This window comes from Streptomyces sp. NPDC006296, from assembly GCF_040613235.1.
Classification (GTDB): Bacteria; Actinomycetota; Actinomycetes; order Streptomycetales; family Streptomycetaceae; genus Streptomyces.
Map to the genome: position 1 here is coordinate 1 of NZ_JBEXRT010000050.1, position 22,350 is coordinate 22,350.

The 22,350-nt window shown below is 73.3% G+C and carries 22 protein-coding genes; 10 read left to right on the forward strand and 12 right to left on the reverse strand.

Annotated features, from left to right (window positions below; genetic code table 11):
- Window positions 1–212: 212 nt before the first annotated feature.
- Together ABZ172_RS26515 and ABZ172_RS26520 are read right to left on the reverse strand one after the other, a co-directional pair.
- Window positions 213–2,339: a flotillin family protein gene (locus ABZ172_RS26515; protein WP_356887222.1), complete on the reverse strand. Its 2,127-nt coding sequence runs from the start codon at window positions 2,337–2,339 to the stop codon at window positions 213–215.
- A gap of 99 nt (window positions 2,340–2,438) precedes the next feature.
- Window positions 2,439–3,077: a hypothetical protein gene (locus tag ABZ172_RS26520; RefSeq protein ID WP_356887224.1), complete on the reverse strand. Its 639-nt coding sequence runs from the start codon at window positions 3,075–3,077 to the stop codon at window positions 2,439–2,441.
- Between the two features lie 288 nt (window positions 3,078–3,365).
- On the opposite strand from ABZ172_RS26520, the gene ABZ172_RS26525 reads away from it, so the two are divergent.
- Window positions 3,366–4,433 (forward strand): helix-turn-helix domain-containing protein, encoded by a 1,068-nt coding sequence (locus ABZ172_RS26525; RefSeq protein WP_356887226.1) that lies wholly within the window; start codon window positions 3,366–3,368, stop codon window positions 4,431–4,433.
- A 237-nt stretch (window positions 4,434–4,670) separates the two neighbouring features.
- Here the strand turns inward: ABZ172_RS26525 and ABZ172_RS26530 are convergent, their stop codons facing one another.
- The gene (locus ABZ172_RS26530) at window positions 4,671–5,126 is read right to left on the reverse strand and encodes a TerB family tellurite resistance protein (RefSeq protein WP_356887228.1); all 456 of its coding nucleotides are present in this window, start codon (window positions 5,124–5,126) and stop codon (window positions 4,671–4,673) included.
- 135 nt (window positions 5,127–5,261) lie between these two features.
- On the opposite strand from ABZ172_RS26530, the gene ABZ172_RS26535 reads away from it, so the two are divergent.
- Window positions 5,262–5,744 carry a BlaI/MecI/CopY family transcriptional regulator gene (locus tag ABZ172_RS26535; RefSeq protein WP_356887230.1) on the forward strand — a complete coding sequence of 161 codons (483 nt, stop codon included), beginning with the start codon at window positions 5,262–5,264 and terminating at the stop codon, window positions 5,742–5,744.
- 11 nt (window positions 5,745–5,755) lie between these two features.
- Window positions 5,756–6,712 (forward strand): M56 family metallopeptidase, encoded by a 957-nt coding sequence (locus ABZ172_RS26540; RefSeq protein WP_356887232.1) that lies wholly within the window; start codon window positions 5,756–5,758, stop codon window positions 6,710–6,712.
- 34 nt (window positions 6,713–6,746) lie between these two features.
- On the opposite strand, the gene ABZ172_RS26545 is transcribed toward ABZ172_RS26540, so the two are convergent.
- The 5 genes from ABZ172_RS26545 to ABZ172_RS26565 form a co-directional block, all read right to left on the reverse strand.
- The gene (locus ABZ172_RS26545; protein WP_356887234.1) at window positions 6,747–7,994 is read right to left on the reverse strand and encodes a cation:proton antiporter; all 1,248 of its coding nucleotides are present in this window, start codon (window positions 7,992–7,994) and stop codon (window positions 6,747–6,749) included.
- Window positions 7,995–7,996: 2 nt separating this feature from the next.
- Window positions 7,997–8,467, reverse strand: a complete 471-nt coding sequence (locus ABZ172_RS26550) for a TrkA C-terminal domain-containing protein (RefSeq protein WP_277333057.1) — start codon at window positions 8,465–8,467, stop codon at window positions 7,997–7,999.
- Window positions 8,468–8,711: 244 nt separating this feature from the next.
- Window positions 8,712–9,128: an ATP-binding protein gene (locus ABZ172_RS26555; RefSeq protein WP_356887236.1), complete on the reverse strand. Its 417-nt coding sequence runs from the start codon at window positions 9,126–9,128 to the stop codon at window positions 8,712–8,714.
- A 710-nt stretch (window positions 9,129–9,838) separates the two neighbouring features.
- Entirely contained in the window at window positions 9,839–11,278 is a 1,440-nt protein-coding gene (locus ABZ172_RS26560) for an SPFH domain-containing protein (protein WP_356887238.1), read from the reverse strand.
- Between the two features lie 84 nt (window positions 11,279–11,362).
- Window positions 11,363–11,884, reverse strand: coding sequence for a hypothetical protein (locus ABZ172_RS26565; RefSeq protein ID WP_356887240.1), 522 nt, complete (start codon window positions 11,882–11,884; stop codon window positions 11,363–11,365).
- Between the two features lie 387 nt (window positions 11,885–12,271).
- On the opposite strand from ABZ172_RS26565, the gene ABZ172_RS26570 reads away from it, so the two are divergent.
- From ABZ172_RS26570 to ABZ172_RS26580, 3 genes are all read left to right on the forward strand, one after another.
- Complete coding sequence (locus ABZ172_RS26570; RefSeq protein WP_356887242.1) at window positions 12,272–13,015, forward strand: alpha/beta fold hydrolase; 744 nt, start codon at window positions 12,272–12,274, stop codon at window positions 13,013–13,015.
- A 71-nt stretch (window positions 13,016–13,086) separates the two neighbouring features.
- A complete protein-coding gene (locus ABZ172_RS26575) occupies window positions 13,087–14,781 on the forward strand; it encodes a SpoIIE family protein phosphatase (protein WP_356887244.1) in 1,695 nt (564 codons plus the stop codon).
- A 90-nt stretch (window positions 14,782–14,871) separates the two neighbouring features.
- Window positions 14,872–15,273: a hypothetical protein gene (locus tag ABZ172_RS26580; protein WP_356887246.1), complete on the forward strand. Its 402-nt coding sequence runs from the start codon at window positions 14,872–14,874 to the stop codon at window positions 15,271–15,273.
- 29 nt (window positions 15,274–15,302) lie between these two features.
- On the opposite strand, the gene ABZ172_RS26585 is transcribed toward ABZ172_RS26580, so the two are convergent.
- Both ABZ172_RS26585 and ABZ172_RS26590 read right to left on the reverse strand, forming a co-directional pair.
- Window positions 15,303–15,521, reverse strand: a complete 219-nt coding sequence (locus ABZ172_RS26585) for a hypothetical protein (RefSeq protein WP_356887248.1) — start codon at window positions 15,519–15,521, stop codon at window positions 15,303–15,305.
- A 165-nt stretch (window positions 15,522–15,686) separates the two neighbouring features.
- The gene (locus tag ABZ172_RS26590) at window positions 15,687–16,268 is read right to left on the reverse strand and encodes a hypothetical protein (RefSeq protein WP_356887250.1); all 582 of its coding nucleotides are present in this window, start codon (window positions 16,266–16,268) and stop codon (window positions 15,687–15,689) included.
- 324 nt (window positions 16,269–16,592) lie between these two features.
- On the opposite strand from ABZ172_RS26590, the gene ABZ172_RS26595 reads away from it, so the two are divergent.
- From ABZ172_RS26595 to ABZ172_RS26605, 3 genes are all read left to right on the forward strand, one after another.
- Window positions 16,593–16,937: a MerR family transcriptional regulator gene (locus tag ABZ172_RS26595; protein WP_356887252.1), complete on the forward strand. Its 345-nt coding sequence runs from the start codon at window positions 16,593–16,595 to the stop codon at window positions 16,935–16,937.
- A 304-nt stretch (window positions 16,938–17,241) separates the two neighbouring features.
- The gene (locus ABZ172_RS26600; protein WP_033269772.1) at window positions 17,242–17,445 is read left to right on the forward strand and encodes a cold-shock protein; all 204 of its coding nucleotides are present in this window, start codon (window positions 17,242–17,244) and stop codon (window positions 17,443–17,445) included.
- Window positions 17,446–17,749: 304 nt separating this feature from the next.
- Window positions 17,750–19,324 (forward strand): DEAD/DEAH box helicase, encoded by a 1,575-nt coding sequence (locus tag ABZ172_RS26605; RefSeq protein ID WP_356887255.1) that lies wholly within the window; start codon window positions 17,750–17,752, stop codon window positions 19,322–19,324.
- 79 nt (window positions 19,325–19,403) lie between these two features.
- On the opposite strand, the gene ABZ172_RS26610 is transcribed toward ABZ172_RS26605, so the two are convergent.
- A complete protein-coding gene (locus ABZ172_RS26610) occupies window positions 19,404–20,312 on the reverse strand; it encodes a zinc-binding dehydrogenase (protein WP_356887257.1) in 909 nt (302 codons plus the stop codon).
- A gap of 271 nt (window positions 20,313–20,583) precedes the next feature.
- On the opposite strand from ABZ172_RS26610, the gene ABZ172_RS26615 reads away from it, so the two are divergent.
- Window positions 20,584–21,348, forward strand: a complete 765-nt coding sequence (locus ABZ172_RS26615; RefSeq protein WP_356887259.1) for an SDR family oxidoreductase — start codon at window positions 20,584–20,586, stop codon at window positions 21,346–21,348.
- A 16-nt stretch (window positions 21,349–21,364) separates the two neighbouring features.
- On the opposite strand, the gene ABZ172_RS26620 is transcribed toward ABZ172_RS26615, so the two are convergent.
- Complete coding sequence (locus tag ABZ172_RS26620) at window positions 21,365–22,276, reverse strand: ScbA/BarX family gamma-butyrolactone biosynthesis protein (protein ID WP_356887261.1); 912 nt, start codon at window positions 22,274–22,276, stop codon at window positions 21,365–21,367.
- Window positions 22,277–22,350: the final 74 nt, after the last annotated feature.

Consider the following 22,350-nt stretch of genomic DNA (forward strand, 5'->3'; position numbering starts at 1 on the left):
CCGGGGGTGGTGGGGGGGGGGGGGGGGGGGGGGGGGGCGGGGGGGGGGGTGGGGTGTGTGGTCGTTGGGTGTGGCTTGTCTCTCTGTGCGCCGGCGGCGGCGCGGGGGGGCGGGGCGGCGCCCCGCCCCCCCCCGCGGGGCCCCCCCGGGCCCCCCGGCGGGCCCCCGGTTCCGTCCGGCCGCCGGGGATCCCGGCGGCCGGACGGGCCGCGCTACACGGCGGCGGCGCCGTTCCGGGCGGGCGGCGCGGGGGCCGTCCCGTTCACCGGGGGCGTGCCCGCCAGCGACGACACCGTCATGCCCGCGAGCCCCAGCTCCTCCGCGGCGGCGAGCAGCTGCTTCACCTGGCCCGAGGCCGCTCCCGGCGCCCCCATCAGCCGCGTCAGCAGGGCCGACACCGTGAGGTTCTGCACGTCCGAGGTGGAGAGCGACCCCAGGACCCGGGTCAGGTCGTCCGTGAACGACCCCCGGCCGTCGAGCCACGGCCCGGCCAGCGCCTGCACGGTCTGCGAGTTCTCCACGAAGCCGTCCACGCTCCGGCCCAGCGAGACCGAGGACACCAGCCGGTCGAAGAAGACGGAGTCGCCCCCGACGATGTCGATGTCCGCGTTCTCCAGCCCCGTCGCCAGCACGGTCGCCTGGGCCTCCGCGACCTGGCGCCGGACGTCGAACTCGGCGAGCCGGATCTCCTTCTCGGCGTCCAGCCGCAGCCGGTACTCCTCGTGCCCCCGCGACGCCTCGTCGAGCGCCGCCATCGCCGCGGCCTTCTCGGTGAGCCCCTCGGCCTCGGCCTTCAGCCTCTCGCCGATCACGGCCGCGTCCGCGGACGCCTGGGCCTGCGTGCCCTCCGCGACCGCCAGGGCCCTCAGCCGCGCCCCCTCCGCCTCGGCCCTGAGCCGGGCCTCCGTCGCCTGCGCCTCCGCGCGCCCGGCCTTCTCGGTGACCTCGGCCTCCGCCTCCCGCACCTGGACCTCGGCGAGCCCGGCCGCCGCGCTCTCGGCCTGGACGCCCTCCGCCAGCCGCAGCTTCGCCCGCGCGTCGAGGTCCGCCGCCTTCAGGCGGGCGTCCGCGAGCGTCAGCTGCTCGGCCGCGAGGTGGACCGCCGCGGCCTCGGCGGCCTCCGCCGCCTTGATGTCCTTGACCAGCTTCTCCTGGGCCTCCGCCTCGGCCGCGATGATCACGGACCTGCGGGTGCGCTCCGACTCCTCGACGGACCGCAGCGTCAGGATCGACTCCTCCTGCTCGGCGACCGTGCGGTCCACCGCGATCCGCTCCCGGATCACGTCCGCGACCTCGCGGCGCTCCGCCTCGACCTCCTTCGTCGCGGCGATCCGGTTCAGCTCGGTCTCGCGCTCCCGCCCGATGACCTCCAGCACCCGGTCCTTCTCGATGCGCTCGTTCTCCACCGCGATGACCCGCTCGCGGTTCTTCTGCGCGACGGCGACCTCGCGGGCCTGGTTCTCCCGCTGGATGCCGAGCTGCTCCTCGGTGCGGATGAACGCGCTCTGCGAGCCCAGCCGCTCCTCCTCCTGCACCCGGGCGGTCGCCGACTCCTCGCGGGCCCGCAGCGTCTCGACCTCGCGGCGCTGCTTGATCTCGGCCTCGGCCTGCCGGCGCTCCAGCTCCAGGATGGTCTCCCGGGCGTCGACGTCCTGCCGGGTGATCTCCTTCTGCTCGGTGCGCTGGAACTCGTTGGTCCGCACGTGCTCGATCGACGTCAGCTCGGTGATCTTCCGGATGCCCTGCGCGTCCAGGATGTTGGCGCCGTCGAGCTGCGCCATCGGCGTCTGCTCCAGAAAGTCGATCGCGGCGTCGTCCAGGTGGTAGCCGTTCAGGTCGGTCCCGATGACCCGGATGATCCGGTCCCGGAACTCCTCGCGCTTGGTGTAGAGGTCGACGAAGTCGAGCTGCTTGCCGACGGTCTTCAGGGCCTCGGAGAACTTCGCGGCGAAGAACTCCTGGATGGCGGCCTTGTCGCTCGCCCGCTCGGTGCCGATGGCCTGCGCGACCTTGATGACGTCCTCGACGGTCTTGTTGACGCGGACGAAGAAGGTGATGTGGATGTCCGCGCGGATGTTGTCCTGGCAGATCAGGCCCTCGCGCCCGGTCCGGCGGATCTCGATGGTCTTCACCGAGATGTCCATGGTCTCGGCCTTGTGCAGCACCGGCAGGACGACCGCACCGGTGAAGGTGACGTCGACCTTCTTGGTCTTGGAGATGATCAGCGCCTTGCCCTGCTCGACCTTGCGGAAGAGCCGGGTGATGACGAAGACCAGGGCGATGGTGATGAGCAGGACGACGGCGACGAGCACGCCGATGCTCCAGGAGATGGCATCCATGACAGTCCTTGGCGGCTGGTGGGACGTACGAAGACGGGGGCGCGGCCGTGCGACGGCACGCGGAACCGCGGGCCGGGGCCCGGAGAGCGGAAAAGGGGGTCAGACGGCCTTGCGCGGCACGGGGCGCGGGGCGAGCGCCGGATCGTAGGGCGAGACCCAGAAGAACTCGCCGTCGGCGTCGTAGGCGTAGAGGAGCCCCGTGCTGCCGGAGGTGAACACCTCACCCGGCGCGGACGGCGCCGTCGGGCGCCGCACCTGCACGATCGCGGTCGACCCGTCGGCTGCCGCCACCTCGGCCTGGCCGAAGTCGGCGCTGACGGATCCCGTGCGGATCGTGCAGACCTGACCCACGAAGTCCTGCCGGGACGGTGGAGGTTCCGCGGGGAAGAACCTGCGGAAACGGTGTACCAGCATGCGGACCACCCCCCAGGCGATCAGAAGTGCCCCCGCCAGGACGGCGAGGTGGAGCAGGGCCCGCGGCGTGCCGGTGGCTCCGCCGCGGAGCACCAGGACGGAGCCGGTCAGGCAGGTGAACCAGGAGAGGACGACGAAGAGCGACACCGACACGGAGACCGGCACCCCGCCGAAGCCGACCGCTCCGGTGTCGAGGTCGGTGTCGAAGGCGTCGGTTCCGGCCGCTCCGGCCAGCACCAGCAGCCAGAAGCAGACGACGACCACCAGGGCGGCGCCGAACACGACGGCCGGGAAGGTGGTGGCTGCGGAAAGGAACTCGTTCATCGGCCCTGCCCCCCCGTCCCCCTCGTCGTGCGACCGGGAGACCGGGCGGCCGGAGGTGCCGGCGCCGCGGCACCGCGAACGGCCCCGCAGCAACCGGTTTCTTCCCCCGTGATCCCCCGTGATCCCCCGTGCTTCCCCCGTGTGTTGCTGGACCGATCGTGCCAGCCGGGCCCGTCCCGGCGCATTGCCGGGATCCGGCAGGGTTCACCGTTCGCGTCTGCCGGGCACCGGCATCCGTCCTCGCGCGTTGACCGGGAGACAGTGCCGATCGTGTATGGAGGAGCAGGCGTGGCGGAGCCCGAGATTCCCGAGCGATTCCTGGAGGGCTACGCCCGCGTCCTTTCCGAGGTCGCGCAGACCGGCCGCCGGCTCACCCGGGACGAGCTGGAGGTGCGGCGCACGCTCGGACGCGAGGCCGCCGAGGCGGGACACCAGCTGCGCGCGCTGGTGCGGCGCCATCTCGCGGAGGCCCGCGCCGCCTGGCCGGAGGGCGCGGCCCGCTCCTCGTCCACCGATGCCGTGCTGCGCGCCGTGGAACAGGTGGTCGACGCCTTCGCGGAGGGCTTCGAGCGGGCGCAGCGCCTCACCGTGCGGCGGGAGGAGGCGGCGCGGCGGGAGTTCATCGACGACCTGCTCTACGGCCGCAGCGACCTGGGCCGGCTCGCGGAGCGCGCCACCCGGTTCGGGCTGCGGCTCTCGCGGGCGCACGCCGTCGCCGTGGCGGCGGGCCCCGAGGCGTACACCGAGTCCGACGCGGTGCCCCGGAGCGTGGAGGCGGCCATGCTCGCGCGGTTCAGCGGGCGGAAGATCCTGCTCACCACCAAGGACGGACGGCTCGTCTGCATAGCCCCCGGCAGTCAGCCGGACGTCCTGCGGTACTTCGCCAAGCAGGCCCACGCCGCGACGGACGGCCACCAGGTGGCGGTGGGCCGCCCGCACCGCGGCCCCGGAGGGGTGGTCCACTCCTACGACGAGGCGCTGGACGCCCTCGACCTGGCCCAGCGGATGAGCCTGGACGAGCCCGTCCTGTACGCGGCCGACCTGCTGGTCTATCCGGTGCTGACCAGGGACCGGCAGGCGATGGCCGATCTGGTGCGCAGCGAGCTCGGCCCGCTCAGGGAGGCGCGGGGCGGGGCGGAACCGCTGCTGCGGACGCTGTCGGTGTACTTCGACGCGGGCTGCGTCGCCGCCGAGACGGCCCGCCGGCTGTCGCTCAGCGTGCGCGCGCTGACGTACCGGCTGGAGCGGATACACCAGCTGACCGGATCCGATCCGTCCGACCCGATGCACCGCTACACCCTGCAGACCGCGGTGATCGGCGCCCGGCTGCTGGACTGGCCGGCGAAGGAGCTGTGACCGCGGCCCGGGGCGCCCGCCGCGACGGCCTGACGCCCCGGCGGGCGAGGCGGGCCCGGAGGCCGCGATGGCGCGGGTGGCCTGACACCCCGGGGCGAGACCGGCCCGGGTGGCCGCGGTGGTCTGACGCCCCGGGCGGCCGAGGCGGACACCGCGCCCCGGCGGACACCGCGCCTCGGCGGACGCCGCGCTCCGCGGGTGTGCGGCCGGCCGGGCCGCACACCCGCGGGTCGTGCCCTACAGGTCGAACTCGTGCGGCGGCAGGTCCAGCGCGAAGCACGCCTCGCGCACCACGGCCTGCTCGGACGCGTCGAAGTCCCCGTCGGCGCCGCCGATCACGATGCCGATCTGGATGACGGCACGCGCCTCGGCCGGCTTCTTCTTGGCCTTGGCGATCTCCTGGAGCACGCTGACCTTGCCGAAGGCGAAGTCGGCCGTCAGCTTGTTCACGTAGTCGTTGAACCGCCGCTGGAGGTCGTCCGCGGGGAAGTTCTGCAGCACGTCGTTCGTGGCGATCAGGGTGGCGACACGCTGCCGCTCGGACGGGTCGATGGAACCGTCGGCGGCGGAGACCAGGGCGCACATGGCCATGCTCGCGTCCCGGAACGCCCCGCTCTTCAGGTCGTTCTTCTTCGCCTCCAGCTGCGTCTGCATCGTCGACGCGGATTCCTTGATCCGATCCCAAAGCGCCATGCCGTCTCCCTGTGGTGTGTTGCCTGTGCTGCGGTGACCGGTCGAACTCTACAGATGTGTAGAAGAACCCGGGGCGGACACCGGCCGCACGGCGTGCGACGGGTCGGTAATCGGCCACTCAGTAGGATGCGGCGGATGAACAGGCCCACAGGTACGGACGACGGCGGCACCCGGGAGGGACCACGCCTGCCCCGGCGCGCCCAGGGACAGCTGGAGTCCCAGGTCCTGACCGTGCTGCGCTCGGCGGGCGGTCCGGCCACGGCCGGCTGGGTGCAGGAGCACCTCGACGGCGGCCTCGCCTACACCACGGTCATCACGATCCTCTCCCGGCTCTACGCGAAGAAGGCCGTGACCCGCACCCGGCAGGGCCGTTCCTACGTCTGGACCCCGGCCTCCGACGAGGCCGGCCTGGCGGCCCTGCGCATGCGCCGCGTCCTGGACGGCGAACGGGACAGGGAGGCCGTCCTGGCCCGGTTCGTCTCCGCGCTGTCCCCCGGCGACGAGGCCAGGCTGCGCGCCCTGCTCTCCCGTGCGGCCGACCACCCCGACGGGGGTCCGCCCCGCCCGGACGGCCCCGACGACCCCGGCGGGGGCGACTCCACGGCTGCGGAAGGCTGAGAGCCACCACGATGGGCGTCTTCGTCTACCTGCCACTCGTCCTGCCGCTCACCGCGCTGCCCATGGCGCGCCTCGCCGAACAGCACCTGCACCCCAGGAGCGCAACCCGCCTGCTCGCCGTCACCGGCTCGACGCTGGCGCTGTGCAGCACCCTGTGCCTGGCCCTGCTCATGGTGGTCGGCACGGCCCAGCTCCCCGGCAACCCGCTGCCCGACGGCTGGTCGGACCCGGAGGTGCGCGCCGCGGTGCCGTTCGAGGAGAAGGCCGGGCTGATCGCGATCGGCGTCCTCGGAGCGGTGCTGACGGCCTGCGGCAGCACCCTGCTGCGGCACCGCAGGGCCCGGATCCGCGCCGCCCACGCGCTGCGGCCCGCGGCGGACCGGGAGACCGGGGGCGACCTCGCGGTCGTCCCGTCACCCGATCCGTTCGCGTACGCCTTACCGGGCGGGCGCCGGCACTCCGGGCGGGTGGTCGTCTCCACCGCGATGATGGAGTGCCTGGACGCCCGGGAACGACGGGCGCTCGTCGCCCACGAACGCGCCCATCTGACCGGACGTCACCACCGCTATCTGCTGGCGACCCAACTGGCGGCGCGGGCCAACCCGTTCCTCGTGCCGCTGCGCACCTCGGTGGCGTACAGCACCGAACGCTGGGCGGACGAGGAGGCGGCGTACGCGGTCGGCAGCCGCCGGGACGTCGCCACCGCCGTCGGCAAGGCGGCCCTGTTCTCCCACCGCGAGCCGGGGCCCGCCGTCCTCCCCGGCTTCGCGGAGGCGGCGGGCCCGGTGCCGCGCCGGGTCGCCGCCCTGCTCGACCCCGAGCCCTCGGCCGGGCTCTGGCCCCCGGCCTCGGCGCACCTGGCCGTGGCGGCGGTGACCGCGACGGCGGGGACGGCCGCCTCGGCGCTGTCGTCGCTCAACGCGACGGTGACGCTCGTCGGCATCCTCCACGCGGCCACCCCGCTCTGACCCCCGGGGCCTTCGGCCGCGACCCCTCGGCGGATCAGTCGGAGTCGCGCCCGGCGTGCTCCGGCGTGAGGTCGTCGTGCGACGGCATCGGGCCCTCGTCCACGACGGCCGGCTTCTTGCGCTTGCCGGCCAGCACCCCCTGGAGCTTCGAGGCGACCGGCTCCGTCCACCGCGCGGTGAGCGGTCCGACGATCACCAGGATCAGCACGTACGCGGTCGCGATGGGCCCGATCCGCGGTTCCGTCGCCACCGCCAGACCGGCGATGACGATCGAGAACTCCCCGCGCGCGACGAGGGTGCCGCCGGCGCGCCAGCGGCCCCGCGGCCCGATCCCGGCCCGCCGGGACGCGTACCAGCCGGTGCCGATCTTCGTGAAGACCGTGACGAGCGCCAGCAGCGCCGCCGGAAGCAGCACCGGCGGGATCTCGGCGGGGTCGGTGGACAGTCCGAAGAACACGAAGAACACCGCGGCGAACAGGTCCCGCAGCGGCGTCAGCAGCTTGCGCGCGCCCTCCGCGACCTCACCGGAGAGGGCGATGCCCACGAGGAACGCCCCGACGGCCGCGGACACCTGGAGCTGCTGGGCCACCCCGGCGACCAGGACGGTGAGTCCGAGGACGACCAGCAGCAGCATCTCCGGGTTGTCCGAGGACACCGCGCGGCTGATGAGACGGCCGTGACGCAGCGCCAGGTACAGCACGAAACCGACGGTGCCGAGCGCGATCAGCAGCGCGATGCTCCCGCCGGCCAGGCCGACGCCGGCCAGCATCGCCGTGAGCAGCGGCAGGTAGACGGCCATGGCCAGGTCCTCGATGACGAGGACACCGAGGATGACGGGCGTCTCGCGGTTGCCGAGCCGGCCCATGTCCGTCATCACCTTGGCGATCACGCCCGAGGACGAGATCCAGGTGACCCCGGCGAGGGCGACGGCCCCCACCGGTCCCCACCCGAGCATCAGACCGGCGGCCGCCCCGGGGGTCGCGTTGAGGACGAAGTCGACGGCCCCGGACGGGTACTGCGTCTTGAGACTGGTGACGAGCTCGGAGGCGCTGTACTCCAGGCCGAGCAGGAGGAGCAGCAGGATGACGCCGATCTCCGCCCCGATGGCGGTGAACTCCTCGCTGGCGCCGAGCGGCAGCAGACCGCCCTCCCCGAACGCGAGACCGGCCAGCAGGTAGAGGGGGATCGGTGAGAGGCCTATCCGCCCGGCGAATCTGCCGATGATGCCGAGCCCCAGGATGACGGAGCCCAGCTCCACCAGCAGTGCAGTCGTGTCGTGCACGGTCAGCCCTCCGCAATGATCTCGGAGAGCGTGTCGACGCCCTCACGCGTTCCTACAACTACGAGCGTGTCGCCGATGGCCAGCCGGAAGTCCGGACCGGGCGACGGGTGCGCGCTGTGCGTGCGCAGGACCGCCACGATCGAGGCACCGGTCCGCGTCCGCGCCCGGGTGTCCCCGAGCAGCCGGCCGCCGTACGGGGAGCGGGTGCCGAGCGGGATGTGCTCGGTGACCAGGTCGATCCCCTCGGTCCGCACCGCGTCGATGGGCGCCGCGTCGATGAGGTGCGCGAGCCCGGTGGCCTCGGTGGTCGTCAGGGGTACCGAGAGCAGGCACGAATCTGGGTCGTCCTTCTCGTAGAACCCCAGGAAGCGGCGCCCGTCGTGGTGCACCACCACGGAGATGTGCTGGCCCGACTCGGTGGTGTAGTCGTACTGGACGCCGACTCCTGGCAGCGACGTGCGGTGCGTTCCCATGGCTTCCTCCCGAGGTGTGCGGCGGCGGGGCGACGCTTTTGATCATCTCTTTAGTCGCCCATTACCTTATCCGGCCGAGCAAACCACCCGGATGGGCGCAGGCCGGGGCAGGCCGGAAAGGGACGCCGCGGGGCGCGGACCGGCACCGGACGCGGCCGTCCCCGCACACGGCCCGGTGCGGGGTGGTGTGCGGGGACGGCGGAGGAGGGTGCGCCCGTGCGCGGGCGCGCGGCCGGTTGCGGTGCTAGCGCGCGAACCGGGCGCGGACGGTCTTGCCCGCTCCCGGGCCGGGCGTGACGGTCAGGGCCTGGCTGAGGCGGCGGACCATGTGCCAGCCGAAGCCCCCGGTCGCGCCGTCCAGGTCCGGGGTCCGTCCGTGCGGGCGGACCGGGCTGGGGTCGCTGACCGCGGCGGTCACCGTGCCGGGGCCGGCGGAGAGGCGCAGGGTGAACCGGCCGCCGCCGTGCCGCAGCGCGTTCGTGACCAGTTCGGAGACGACCAGCACGAGGGTGTCCGCCAGGTCCGGATCGGGCGCGGGGGAGAGGCGGTCGGTGAACGTGCGGGCCGCCTTGCGGGCCCAGTGGACGCTCTCCGTGCTGTCGCCCCGGACCACGGACCGCGCTGCCGACGCCGAGGTGTCGGGGATCGTCGTGTGAGTCATGCGCGTCCACCTCGCTTGGATCGGTTCTCCACTCGTGCCTGGACGCATCTCCTGCCCGCTCGGGCGGTTTCTACTACTCCGGTCCACGGACGAGTGGTGGATCGCGTCGTGCTGACGGCAGAAGTGCGCCGTCGAGGCCCGCAGAAAATCTGTCGTGGCGACTGTAGACATCCGCCGTCCCCCGGCATAACGTCGACCTCGTCGCAGGAGATCGGCAAGGCCCGGCGGAGAGCCGGGAGCCGGCTCGTGCCACACGCAGGACGGTGCGGTGGTGGAGTTGCGGAGCCACGGTGTTCGCAGGACGGCGACGGGACTGACGACCGGACCGGACGGCCGCACGACGAGGGGCCGTCACCGCAGGTGCACGGAGAGCGGGCGCTCCGGTGAGCGCTCCTGAGGGAGAACGGAGGAGTCCGACACCATCGGGATCTCCCGGGCGGAGCGGTCGGTGCCCGGGTACGGCAGGCATCGAGAGGCAGGTGGTCTCGGGTCACGCAGACGCGATCCCCGCACCCCCGCCCCGGAGACGGGCGGACGTGCGGACACGGCAGGCCGGCGCGGTACCGGCGCCGGCGGATGGTGTAGCAGTTTCCTTCGGGGCCTCGGTGCCGCTCGGCACCGAGGCCCCTCGTGCGTTCCGGAGGACCGGCGGCGGACACGGAGGTGCCCGGCCGGTGGTGGTCTCCGGCCGGGCACACGGTCGGGCGGGGTCAGTCCTTGATCTCGATCTTCTCGCCGTCGGCCGCGGGGGCCGGTGCGGGGACCGCCGGCGCGGTGGCGCCCGCCTTGCCCTGCAGGTTCCTCAGCAGCGCGGCCAGGTCCACGCCCGTGGTGGAGTTGAGGAGCTCCAGCCCCTGGGTCACGTTGTCGGCCACCGTGCGGGACAGCTGGCCGGCGCCGTCGGTGGAGATGACCGTCATCTTGTCGATGGCGCTCAGCGGCTCGGACGCCTTGGCGACGACCTGCGGGAGCACCTCGACCAGCATCTGCAGGACGGCCGCGTCGCCGTACTGCTTGAACGCGTCGGCCTTCTTCTGCATGGCCTCGGCCTCCGCGGCCCCCTTCGCGGCGATGGCGGCGGCCTCGGACTCGCCCTCGATGCGTACGGCGTCGGCGAGGGCCGAGCGGTGCAGCTTCTCGCCCTGGCCGGTGAGGCGGGAGCGCTCCGCGTCCGCCTCCGCCTCCTTGACCTGGGCGATCCGGCGGGCCTCCGCCTCCTGCTCGGCCTGGTAGCGGGCGGCGTCCGCGGGCTTGCGGACCTTGGTGTCGAGCTCGCGGTCGGTCAGCGCGGCCTGGCGCTCGGCCACCTTCTCCTGCTCGCTGAGGACCTCCTGCTGGCGGGCCGCCTCGGCGAGGGGGCCGGCCGCGTTGGCCTTGGCGGCGGCGGCTTCGGTCTCGGCCTTGATCTCGGCCTGCTTGAGGTAGAAGGTCCGCTCGGCGACGGCGATCTCCTCGGCCGCCTTCAGCCGGGCCTGCTCGGAGGCACGGCGGGCGATGGCCTCGGCGATGTCGGCCTCCTGCTTGGCGCGGGCAGCCTCGGGACGGCCGAGGTCCTCCAGGTAGGAGCCCTCGGTGGTGATGTCCTGGATCTGGAAGGCGTCCAGGATGAGGCCCTGGCCGGAGAGGCTGGCCTCGGCCTCCTCGGCGACCTGCCCGGCGAACGCGGCGCGGTCGCGGATGATGTCCTCGACGGACATGCGGCCGACGATGGCGCGGAGGGCCCCGGACAGCACTTCCTGGGTGAAGCCGACGATGCCGTTCTGCTGCTGGAGGAAGCGCTGGGCCGCGGCCCGGATCGCGTCCTCGCTGCCGCCGACCTTGACGATCGCGACGCCTTCGAGGTGGGACTTCACGCCGCGCAGGGTGACGGCGCCGCGCACGGCGACCGGGATGTGCCGGCTGGAGAGGTCCAGGGTGAACTTCTGCTGGACGAACGGCACGACGAAGACGCCGCCCCCGACGACGACCTTCTGACCGCTGTTGTCGATGCTGGTGCGCCCGGTCACCGGGTCGGTGGACTTCTTGCCGCGGCGGCCCGTGATGATGAAGGCCTGGCTGGGCCCGGCGACCTTGTAGCGCGTGATCACGGCGAGCGCCAGGAGTGCGACGAGTACGACGACTCCGACGACGGCGATCATGACTGGACTCATGAGTGGTGTCCCCCTTGCCCTCCCGACGGGACGGCGGTGTGTGCGGCTGTACGACTCTCGGACAGACGGATGGCTCGGTGGTGATCAGCGTTCGACGGGACGGACGGTGACCGAGGTGGTCGAGAGGGTGGCCTCCACCCAGATCTCGGCCCCGCGCTCGACCGGGACGGCGCTCTTCGCGGCGAACTTCACGGTCTGGCCCGCGAGTCGCAGCAGGACCTCGCCGTAGCCGTCGGCCGGGATCGGCGTGACGACCGATCCCGAGGTGCCGACGAGGTCCTCGCCGCGCGGGGTGGCCGTGGTCTGGTCCCTCATCAGGGCCGCGCTCAGCCTCCAGGTCAGCCAGCCGGCGACGACGCCCGCCACGGCACCGGCCGCGACGGCCACCGGGGTGCCGACGTCCGTGGTGCCGAGGACGATCGCGCCGCCGAAGCCGAGCATCGAGAGGAAGCCGGCGATGACCGGCAGGGACAGCAGGCCGTCGAAGAGGCCGTTCAGCAGCCCGCCCAGCGCGTCACCGAGGAGACCTTCGAGGATTCCGTCGAAGATCAGGGAGAGGACCAGAAGAACGATTCCCGCAATGCCGAGACCCAGGAATACCGTCACGTGATCACTCCCCCGGTGTTCGGAAATCCCCCGAAATGTTTCCGTCGAACTGGCTGAATGGTCCCATACGGCGCTCTCCGGTGGTACTGCCGGAGTCCGGCAGTCTTCGCGGCGTCCTGATGCCGGAAGGCCGCGCGGAGAGGCGTCGGGAGGGCGGAACGCGGCACCGGGGGAAGGGGCGGCAGCTGTCCACACCCTGTGGACCGTCCTCGGTGCCGCGCGGCCCGGGACCGCGGGCCGGCCGCGCGGTGCGGGAGGGCCCGGCCGCCCCTCCGGCGGAGCCGCTCTCCCGCCGTCGGCGCGTGCGACCCATCCCCGCGCCCTCCGGCACCGAATACCGGGCAGGGCGAGGGCGCCGGAGCCCGCGCCACGATCTGGAGGTACGTGTTGTCCGGACGACCGCCCTCGGCAGCGGTGCTCATCCTGCACGGTGGCTACGAGACGGGCCTGGAGGCGCCGCCGCCCGGAGTCCTGAACCTGCCCGGCCTGCGCATGCTGCCGGTCGCGCGCGCCGTGTCCCGCGCGGTGCGCGCGGACGGCGGCGTGCACGTGCGGCGGGTCCGCTACACCCACCGCGGCTGGAACGGCTCCCGCGCGGACCCGCTGCACGACGTCCTGCGGGAGCTCGACGCCCTGCGGGCCGAGGCGGGCGACGTCCCGGTGGTGCTGCTCGGCCACTCGATGGGCGCCCGGGCCGCCCTCCACGCCGCGGGCCATCCGCTGGTCCGCGCGGTCGTCGGGCTCGCCCCGTGGTGCCCGCCCGGCGACCCGGTGACGCAGCTCGCGGGCCGCGACGTGGTCCTGCTGCACAGCACCCGGGACCGGATCACCAGCCCCCTGGCGTCCCAGTCGCTCACCGCCCGGGCACGCCGTGCCGGCGCCCGTACCTGCCTGGTGACGATCCCGGACAGCGACCACGCGATGATCCGCCGGGCCCCGGTCTGGCACCGGCTGTCGGGGCTGCTGGTCACCGGGCTGCTGGGGACGGCCCCGCTGCCCGGCCCGGTCGGGGCGGCGTTCGCCCTGCCGCCGGACGCCACGGCCTCCGAGGGCACCCTGTCCGTGGACGGCCTCGACACCGGGGCGCCGCACCCGCCGGGATGCGGGGCGGTGCGCTCCGGCAGAGGATGAGGGTCCGGACGCCGGTCCGCCGGGCCGGCCGTCCCGCACCCGCCGGGGTACGCATCCCTCTGGAGGCTCCTGTGCCGGCCGACGAGCACGCCGACCCGTCCCCCGTCGACGTGCCGGCGCTGGACGCGCTGCTCGGCGGGAGCCCGGCCGGGGTGGCGGTGTTCGACGAGGAGCTGCGCTACGTCTACGTGAACCCGGCCCTCGAACGGCTCGACGGCGTGCCCGCAGCCGCGCACCTGGGCCGGACCATCGGGGAGGTGCTGCCGGACATCGACATCCGGCTGGAGGACCTGCACCGGGTGCTGGCCGACGGGCGGCCCCGCGAGATCACCACCAGCGGCCAGACCCGGGTGGAGTCCGCCGTGAAGCGGCGCTACTGGCGCGGCACCTGCCACCGCCTCCAGGAGGACGGCCGGGTCCGGGGAGTGGTCGTGATCGTCCAGGAGATCACCGCCACCCGGATCGAGCGGGAGGAGCTGCTGCGGGCCAGGAGCTACCTGACGCTCCTGGACAACGCCGCCGTCAGCATCGGTACGACACTCGACGTGCCGACCACCTGCCAGGAGCTCGCGGAGTTCGTGGTGCCCGTGATGGCCGACGTCGCCGTCGTGGAGATGATCCCCGTGGCCGACGGGCGCACCCGGCGTGAACCACCGCCCGGAGTGCTCCGGCTGCGGCGGACCGGAGTCGCCGCCGTCCCCGCGCTCACCGGCGGGACGGCCCGGTTCGGTGAGGCCGGGACGGACGTCGACCACCAGGAGGACGAACCCGTGCCCCGCTGCCTGGCCGCCGACGCACCGGTGCTCGTGAACCTGAGCGGGGACGAACGGACCGGCGGCTCCGCACCCGCTCCCGAGCGGGCCGCCGCCTACCGCGCGATCGGTCTGCACTCGGCGGTCGTCGTCCCGCTCACCGCGCGGGGACACCCGCTGGGGACGCTCAGTCTGCTGCGGGCCGGGTCCTCGCCGCCGTTCACCGAGGGGCTGGACGTCGTCGTCGCCCGGACGCTCGCGGGCCGCGCCGCGGTCGACCTGGACCACGCCCTGCGCTACACCCACGAGCACCGCATCGCCGGGGAGCTCCAGCGGTCCCTGCTCTCCGAGCCCCGGAGCCCGAACCCGGGCATCGAGATCGCGTCGCTCTACCTGCCCGCGGGCGACGGCGCGCTGGTGGGCGGTGACTGGTTCGACGCGATCCCGCTGACGGGGGGACGCCATCTGAAGGTGATGGGCGACGTGATGGGCCACGGGGTCGACGCCGCGGTCGCCATGAGCAACTACCGCTCGATGCTGCGCATCATGGCCGAGGAGGACCAGCCGCCGCACCGCATTCTCGAACGCCTCGACAAGGCGGTGGAGGACTCCGGCCTGGACCGGGCGGCGACCTGTCTGGTCGCGGTCGTCGACCGGCGCGAGGGGGTCTGCGAGGTGGCCAGTGCGGGGCATCCGCCGCCGGTGTTCATCGACCCCGGGGCGCCCGCGGCACGGATGCCGCCACTGGAGGTGGGGCCCCCGCTGGGGACGGGCTTCGGCGGGTACCGGACGACGGTGGTCCCCTGCGGCCCCGGGACCGTGCTGTTCATGTACACCGACGGGCTGGTGGAGCGGCGGGACGAGGACATCGACGTCTCGCTCGAGCGGCTCACCCGGCTCACCCTGCCGGCGAGCGGACGGCTGGAGGACCTGCTGGACGAGGTCGTGGACCGGTACGCGGACACGGCCGAGGACGACATCGCGGTGCTCGTCTCGCGGAGCCGGGGCTGCTGAACGCCCGGTGCCCGCGGCGGCGTTCGCACGGGACCGGGGGGCGGGGCCTTCCCCGGGGCGTTGTCGGTGGCCGGTGCGACGATGCCCGGCATGGAACCTCTGCTCCTCACCGACATCGAAGACGCCGTCCGCCGCAGCTGGGGCGCGGACACGACCACCCCCGTGCACCGGCCGCACTGGGATCCGGGGAATCCGGCCCGCGACCAGTGCGGCGTCACCGCCCTGGTGATCCACGACCTGCTGGGCGGCGAGCTGCTGCGCGGAGAGGTGCGGGTCGACGGCGAGCGCGTCGACCACCACTGGTGGAACCGCCTCGACGCGGGCCTGGAGATCGACCTGACCCGCGAGCAGTTCGCCCCGCGCGAGAGCGTGACCGGCGGTGTCCCCGTCGAGCGGCCGGCGGAGATCGTGCGGCTCCGCGAGGAGTACGAGCTGCTGCGGGCCCGGGTGCTGGAGACACTGCGCAACCGCCCCCGGGCGGAGGCGGTCTGAGCGAGCCGGCGGGAGGGTGCTCCCGCCGGTCAGCCGGCGGACCGCCGGGAGCGCCCGCGCAGCCGGCGCAGCACGAGCAGGGCGGACGTGACCAGGGGCAGCAGCCCCGCCACGGTGTTCGCGGTGGTCAGCCTGTCCCGGGTCCCCCGGGTCCTGCGCAGCTGCCGGGCGGTACGGACCACGGCGGCCGCGCTGCCGCCCAGACTCAGGAGCAGGCCGGCCGTGGAGTTCGCGGGTTTCCTGGGCATCCGGGTGCCTCCGGTTGCATCGCTGCGCGGTCCCCCGGTCCACGTAACCGGCTCCCGGACGGGTCCGCAATCCGGGCGGCCGGAGCCGTCCGGCCCGGCCGGCCGCGCCGCGGTGCCCGAGGCCGCCGGGGCGGCGGGCACCGCGCGGTGGTCCGGTCCCGCGGGTCAGGCGAAGAGGAAGCCGGCGGCCGTCGCGGCCCCCGCGGCCGCTCCCGCGACCGTCTGGGCCACCGAGTGGTAGCCCAGCGCCACCCGGGACCAGCACACCGCGAGCGCCGCCGCGCCCGCGCACAGCCACCACGGGGAGTGCGCGGCACAGAGGAGCGCGACCACGGCCGAGGCGACCGCCGAGTCGACCGAGATCTTCCAGAACGCGTTGACCGCCAGCAGCACGGTCGTCATGACCCAGAGGGAGATCATCGCGAGCAGGACGGCGCGGGGCGCACCGCCCAGCACCATGATCACGACGCCGGTGCCGAGCGAGCCCAGGATCACCAGGAAGATCGGGGCCCGCTGGGTCCGGTCCACGACGTGCCGGTCGCCCCAGGTGCCGCGCGCACGTTCCCACTCGATGTAGCCGGCCGGGACGAGGCCGGCGCAGACGGCGCCGAGCAGGCCCCACGGGAGGCCGGTCCAGTCACCGGCCGCGACCGCACCGAGGACGAGCATGCCGACGAGCAGGACGTTGCGGGGCTGCAGGACGTCCGTGACGGTGCGGGCCACCGCGGTGGTGCGCGTGCCGCTCATGCCGTGTGTGCTCCAGTCCCGCGCGACGACCCGGCCGGGCGTCGACGTAGCCCTTCACGACGGGGGATGCGTGAAGGGCTACCCGTGCAGTATGACCGGTCGCAGGTCGCCCGACAACTGACCGATCGGTCAGCCCTGTTGGGGCGTCAGAGGGGTCCGCGGAGACCTCGCGCCGGCCGTCCCGCCGCACCCGCCGGGGCGCCGGAGCCCACCGGACCGCGGAAACCTGGTCCGGTGGCAATAGACATGACCTACCCCTACGCCTAGGGTTTCTGGTGCAGCCAGGTCATATCAGTGGCCCGGTGCGCAGCAGAAGAGGTGCAGATGCCCCCGGAATCCCCGTCGCGTGCCGGCGACCGTCTCGACGACGACGACTACCCCGCGTACACCATGGGGCGGGCCGCCGAGATGATCGGTGCGACGCCAGGCTTCCTCAGGGCCATCGGCGAGGCCCGTCTGATCACGCCGTTGCGCTCGGAGGGCGGTCACCGCCGCTACTCCCGCTACCAGTTGCGCGTCGCGGCGCGGGCGCGCGAGCTGGTCGACGCCGGGACCCCGATCGAGGCGGCCTGCCGCATCGTGATCCTGGAGGACCAGCTGGAGGAGGCGCTGCGCCTCAACGAGGAGCTGCGGCGGCCGGCGGACGGCGACGGCGGCGCCGGTTCCTGAGCGGCGTACGGCGGCATATCTGTTTCGGCCGGCACAGAAATACGCGTAATGAGCGGTGAGAGTTTATGCCGTTCGCGGCTGAGTGGTGGCGCGGTGATATGCCCTGCGCCGCGCTTGTGGCCGAATCGTGCTACGGTTGATCCAGTTGCAGTTGTGGTTCCCAAAACTTCGAGTGCGCTCACCGTCATCGTTTCGGTGGGGGCACTTCTGTATTTCCGGTCTTTTCCGGACGGGGCAATCATTTGCGGCGACGTAGGGCCCGCACGGTGTGGGCCCACGGGCAACGCCCCGAAGGAGATATGACATGGCTACCGGTACCGTGAAGTGGTTCAACTCGGAAAAGGGCTTCGGCTTCATCGAGCAGGACGGCGGCGGCGCTGACGTGTTCGCCCACTACTCGAACATCGCCGCCCAGGGCTTCCGCGAGCTGCAGGAAGGCCAGAAGGTGAACTTCGACGTCACGCAGGGCCAGAAGGGCCCGCAGGCCGAGAACATCACCCCCGCCTGATCCTCAGGACGTACGGCGAAGCCGGGGCCCGCACCTTGGGGTGCGGGCCCCGGCTCGTTGTGTTTTTCCCCGGCCGCGCCGGGGCCGCCGCACCGATCGGGACGATTCCCGGTGCGCGCGGTTCGTGGCGCGGCGGTCGTATGCAGTCATGATGAAGTGCCGAATTCGGATCGTTATTCCGATGGTCGGGCATTGTTCTTCTTTATTTCATCGGCTCGTTCTTGCGATTCTTGGCGCCGTACCTGGCTGCAGCCGCCCGGAAAGAATCCCTCGACACGTGCCATTCGAGGGAAGGGTTCTCCGGATGAACCGCGATCGCACCGCTCGCACGAATGACCGATTTTCTCGGACCCGCTCCGGCGGGTCCGCCGGCAGCCGCACCGCCAACGGGTTCCGCTCGGCGGGGTCGGGTCGGCCGGGCGCCCCCGGGGCGCAGGGCCGCTCCGGCGGACCGCGGCGCTCCGGCGGCCACGGCCGCCGTCCCTCCGCCGTCACGGGGGAGTTCGCGCTGCCCGTGACCATCACCCCCGCTCTCCCCGCCGCCGAGTCCTTCGCGGACCTGGACATGCCGGAGCCCCTGCTGGCGGCGCTGGCCTCGCAGGGTGTGTCGGTGCCGTTCCCCATCCAGGCGGCGACGCTGCCGAACTCGCTCGCCGGACGGGACGTCCTGGGCCGGGGCCGCACCGGTTCGGGCAAGACGCTCGCCTTCGGGCTGGCCCTGCTCGCCCGGACCGCGGGCAGGCGCGCCGACGCACGCCGTCCGCTGGCCCTGGTCCTGGTGCCCACCCGGGAGCTGGCCCAGCAGGTCACCGACGCACTCACCCCGTACGCCCGCTCGCTCCGGCTCCGGCTCGCCACGGTCGTCGGCGGTATGTCGATCGGCCGCCAGGCCAGCGCGCTGCGCGGGGGCGCCGAAGTCGTGGTGGCCACCCCGGGCCGGCTCAAGGACCTGATCGAGCGGGGCGACTGCACGCTCGACCGGGTCTCCGTCACGGTGCTCGACGAGGCCGACCAGATGGCCGACATGGGCTTCATGCCGCAGGTCACCGAGCTGCTGGACCAGGTCGGCCCCGAGGGGCAGCGGATGCTGTTCTCGGCCACCCTGGACCGCAACGTCGACCTGCTGGTCCGCAGGTACCTGCACGACCCGGTCGTCCACTCGGTGGACCCCGCCGCCGGCGCGGTGACGACGATGGAGCACCACGTGCTCTACGTCCAGGGGGCCGACAAGTACGCGACCACCACCGAGATCGCCGCCCGGGAGGGCCGGGTGATCATGTTCCTGGACACCAAGCACGCCGTGGACAAGCTCACCGACCACCTGCTGAACAGCGGTGTGCGGGCGGCCGCGCTGCACGGCGGGAAGTCGCAGCCGCAGCGCACCCGCACCCTGGACCGGTTCAAGACCGGTCACGTCACGGTGCTGGTCGCCACCAACGTCGCGGCCCGCGGCATCCACGTCGACAACCTCGACCTGGTCGTCAACGTCGACCCGCCGAGCGACCACAAGGACTACCTGCACCGCGGCGGTCGTACGGCGCGCGCGGGGGAGTCCGGCAGCGTCGTCACGCTGGTGCTGCCCAACCAGCGCCGCGACATGACCCGGCTGATGGCCGACGCCGGGATCACGCCGCAGGTCGCCCAGGTCCGCTCCGGCGAGGCCGAGCTGAGCCGCATCACGGGGGCCCAGGCGCCGTCCGGGGTGCCCGTGGTGATCAGCTCGCCGGTGACCGAGCGCGGCAAGGGGGGCGGCAACGGCTCCCGCCCCCGCGGCCGGCGCGGTGCGCGTCCGGGCCAGGGGCGCCGCTCCAACGCCGGTACGCCGACGCCGGAGGCGCGGGCCGCCGCGGCCCAGCGCCGGACGAACAAGGCCGCGTAACCCGTCGGGCCGCACGCCCGGCCGTCACCGCACCCCCGAGACCTCCCGGTCCGGGGGTGCGGTGCGTCCCCCCTCGGGCTCAGGGGGTGAGGACCAGCTTCCCGGTGGTCCGGCGCGCCAGCAGGTCCGCATGGGCGCGCCCGGCTTCGGCGAGCGGGTAGCTGCCGCCGGTGACGGGCTTCAGGCGGCCCGCCGCGGTCAGCGCGAAGAGCTCCGCGAGGGGTCCGCCGACCGCGTCGGGGGCGGCGAGGGCGGGGCGCAGCCAGAACCCGGTCACGGAGGCGTTGAGGCGTCCGAGCCGGGCCGGGTCCACCGGGGTGAAGCCGGTGCGCGCGGCGTTCCCGTACGTCACCAGCCGGCCGAAGGACGCCAGGGAGTCCAGGGCCAGGTCGAAGAGTTCCCCGCCGACGGCGTCCAGGACGACGTCCGCCTTCTCCGCGAGGGGATAGGCGACCACCCCGTCCGCGCCGAGGTCCAGGGCGAGCCGCTCCTTGGCCGGGGTGGAGGCCTGCGCGAGCACCCGGCCCGCCCCGAACTCCCGGGCCAGCTGCACGGCGAGGCTGCCGACGCCGCCCGCCGCAGAGTGCACCACGACGCTCTCGCCCCGGCGCAGCCGCGCCGCGGACCGCAGCAGGTGCCAGGCGGTCAGCCCCTGGACCATGAGGGCGAGGGCCTGAGCCGCTTCCAGGTCCTCGGGGATGTCCAGGACGGCGGACTCCTTGGCGGTCACCTGCTCCGCGTACCCGTGCGAGACCCGGGCCAGCACCCGCCTGCCGTCCGGGGTGCGGCCCACGACCTCGCTGCCGGGCACGTGCGGCAGGGCGTCGGCGCCGAGGTAGGAGCCGTCCGTCTGGTGGGTGTCGGCGAAGTTCACCCCGGCGGCCTCGACGGTGAGCAGCAGCTCCCCGGGGCCGGGCACCGGGGAGGCCAGTTCCACGGGGCGGAGTACGTCGGGACCACCGAAGTGGTCGAACTGGATAGCGAGCATGTCGCACGGTACCGCGGGGCGTGCAGGGGTCCGGGGATCCGGTGGTCCCCGTCTGTTTTTTCTCAGGAAGAGGAGAGAAAAAAGCGCAAAAACAGCACAAACGGTATGTTTTTCTCGTCACTCCGGGCCGCGCCCGGCGGGTGCGGAGCGGGGCATATGCCGCGCAGGTGTGCACGCTCGTGCACACACCGCAGCCGGGGCGGATCCGGGCAGGACCGCACGGTACGAATCGGCCGTGGCCGTGGCCGGAACGTGCTGCCACACTGCGGCCATGAGCGATCTTCTCCACGACAGAGTCGTCCTGATCACCGGGGCGAGCAGCGGTATCGGTGCGGCGGCGGCACGGGTGTTCTCCGAGGAGGGCGCGACGGTCGTCCTGGCCGCGCGCCGGGAGGACCGGCTGGCCTCGCTGGTGGCGGAGCTGAAGGACAAGGGCGCCGAGGCCTCCTACGTCGTCTGCGACGTCACGGTCCCGCAGGACGCCGCGCGGGCCGTCGCCTTCGCGGTCGACACCCACGGACGGCTGGACTCCGCCTTCAACAACGCCGGGCTGGGAGGCGACCGCACCCCCCTCCACCTCATGGGCGACGAGGTCTACGACGCGGTCATGGACACCAATGTGCGCGGCACCTGGAACTGCCTCCGGCCCGAGATAGCGGCCATGCTGACGAACCCCGGTGGCGGCTCCATCGTGAACAACAGCAGCGTGGGCGGACTGGTGGCCATACCGGCGGCCTCGGCCTACATAGCCGCCAAGCACGCCGTCGTCGGCCTCACCCGGGCCGCCGCGGACGAGTACGCCCAGCAGGGCATCAGGGTCAACGCCGTCGCCCCCGGCACCACCCGCAGCGAGATCACGGCGGACTGGTTCGGGCGCAACCCGGGCCTGGAGGAGATGGTCAACGGCATGACGCCGCAGGGGCGTACGGCGGCACCCGAGGAGATCGCCCAGGCGGCCGCCTGGCTGCTCAGCGACCGCTGCCCCTTCCTCACGGGCACCGTCCTGCCGGTGGACGGCGGGTTCGTCAACCAGTAGGGCGCCCCGCCCGTCGTCAGCCGCGGGGTCCGCTCAGCCGGCTCCGGAAGACCGTCTCCCCGTCCTGGACCGCCGTGACGAGGACCGAGGTCTCTCCGGGGGCGGCGGGCAGGACCTCCGCCTCGATCCAGCAGGGGCGGTCGAACTCGGCGTAGCGCTCGAAGGCGCTGGTGACGGTGGTCGCCTCGAAGGGCGCCGGGTGCACGGCGGCGGTCGCGGCCTGGTGGGCCGCCTCCATGAGCGCCAGCCCCGGGACGTGGTCGACCGGGTGGTCGTACAGCACGGTGTCGTCCACGTCGTTGCGCAACCGCCAGTGGTGCGGGCCGTCACCGGCGGACAGGACCACGTCGACGGGGGCGGTCCGGCCGACGGTGCGCGGGTCGACCGGCGCGGGCAGCGGCCACGCGTTCCAGTCGACGGTGAAGTGCTCGCCGCGGAGCCGGCGGTAGACGCGTGTGGAGAGCCAGCCGAACTCGGAGTCCGCGCGGGCCACCAGGCGTCCGCCCTGGTGGATGCGGAATTCCATGTCGAGCGAACTGACCTTCCGGCCGCGCTCCTTGGCGTTCTTCACCGTGACCTCGACCATGATGTCGCTGGGCTCGCCGGCGGGCAGCCGGAACCCCGGGGCGACGGTGAAGTCGAAGTAGTTCAGCACGGTGTGATCGGAGAGCGGTGCGCCGTAGGCTGCGTGCGCGATGGTCAGACCGCTCTGCCGGACGGTCTGTGTGAGCATCCGCTGGTCGTAAGGGAGGCCGGAAGCCGGGGCCGGCCACCTCCCGGAGAGCGAGAACTCGCCATCTTCGTCACGCTGCCAGGAGGTGAGGAGCACCATGTCGGATCGTCCCAGGTGGACGTACTCCTTGTGGATACCGTTCCGCTCCCCGGCCGCCGTGAGCGGTGGGCGCGGAACGGAGGATATGTCGGGCACGACCCTCCCCGGACATGGCGCAAAATGGTTGTTACGGCGCTGATAGGATACCGGTTCACCGGTACTTTTTGAAG

What these genes read in the sequence shown, in the direction of transcription:
- ABZ172_RS26580 (WP_356887246.1), top strand. Translation starts at nt 14,872, where the DNA reads ATGGAACCTCTGCTCCTCACCGACATCGAAGACGCCGTCCGCCGCAGC.
- ABZ172_RS26550 (WP_277333057.1), bottom strand. Translation starts at nt 8,467, where the DNA reads ATGGGAACGCACCGCACGTCGCTGCCAGGAGTCGGCGTCCAGTACGAC.
- ABZ172_RS26515 (WP_356887222.1), bottom strand. Translation starts at nt 2,339, where the DNA reads ATGGATGCCATCTCCTGGAGCATCGGCGTGCTCGTCGCCGTCGTCCTG.
- ABZ172_RS26560 (WP_356887238.1), bottom strand. Translation starts at nt 11,278, where the DNA reads ATGAGTCCAGTCATGATCGCCGTCGTCGGAGTCGTCGTACTCGTCGCA.
- ABZ172_RS26535 (WP_356887230.1), top strand. Translation starts at nt 5,262, where the DNA reads ATGAACAGGCCCACAGGTACGGACGACGGCGGCACCCGGGAGGGACCA.
- ABZ172_RS26590 (WP_356887250.1), bottom strand. Translation starts at nt 16,268, where the DNA reads ATGAGCGGCACGCGCACCACCGCGGTGGCCCGCACCGTCACGGACGTC.
- ABZ172_RS26610 (WP_356887257.1), bottom strand. Translation starts at nt 20,312, where the DNA reads ATGCTCGCTATCCAGTTCGACCACTTCGGTGGTCCCGACGTACTCCGC.
- ABZ172_RS26605 (WP_356887255.1), top strand. Translation starts at nt 17,750, where the DNA reads ATGAACCGCGATCGCACCGCTCGCACGAATGACCGATTTTCTCGGACC.
- ABZ172_RS26555 (WP_356887236.1), bottom strand. Translation starts at nt 9,128, where the DNA reads ATGACTCACACGACGATCCCCGACACCTCGGCGTCGGCAGCGCGGTCC.
- ABZ172_RS26585 (WP_356887248.1), bottom strand. Translation starts at nt 15,521, where the DNA reads ATGCCCAGGAAACCCGCGAACTCCACGGCCGGCCTGCTCCTGAGTCTG.
- ABZ172_RS26540 (WP_356887232.1), top strand. Translation starts at nt 5,756, where the DNA reads ATGGGCGTCTTCGTCTACCTGCCACTCGTCCTGCCGCTCACCGCGCTG.
- ABZ172_RS26595 (WP_356887252.1), top strand. Translation starts at nt 16,593, where the DNA reads ATGCCCCCGGAATCCCCGTCGCGTGCCGGCGACCGTCTCGACGACGAC.
- ABZ172_RS26530 (WP_356887228.1), bottom strand. Translation starts at nt 5,126, where the DNA reads ATGGCGCTTTGGGATCGGATCAAGGAATCCGCGTCGACGATGCAGACG.
- ABZ172_RS26615 (WP_356887259.1), top strand. Translation starts at nt 20,584, where the DNA reads ATGAGCGATCTTCTCCACGACAGAGTCGTCCTGATCACCGGGGCGAGC.
- ABZ172_RS26520 (WP_356887224.1), bottom strand. Translation starts at nt 3,077, where the DNA reads ATGAACGAGTTCCTTTCCGCAGCCACCACCTTCCCGGCCGTCGTGTTC.
- ABZ172_RS26600 (WP_033269772.1), top strand. Translation starts at nt 17,242, where the DNA reads ATGGCTACCGGTACCGTGAAGTGGTTCAACTCGGAAAAGGGCTTCGGC.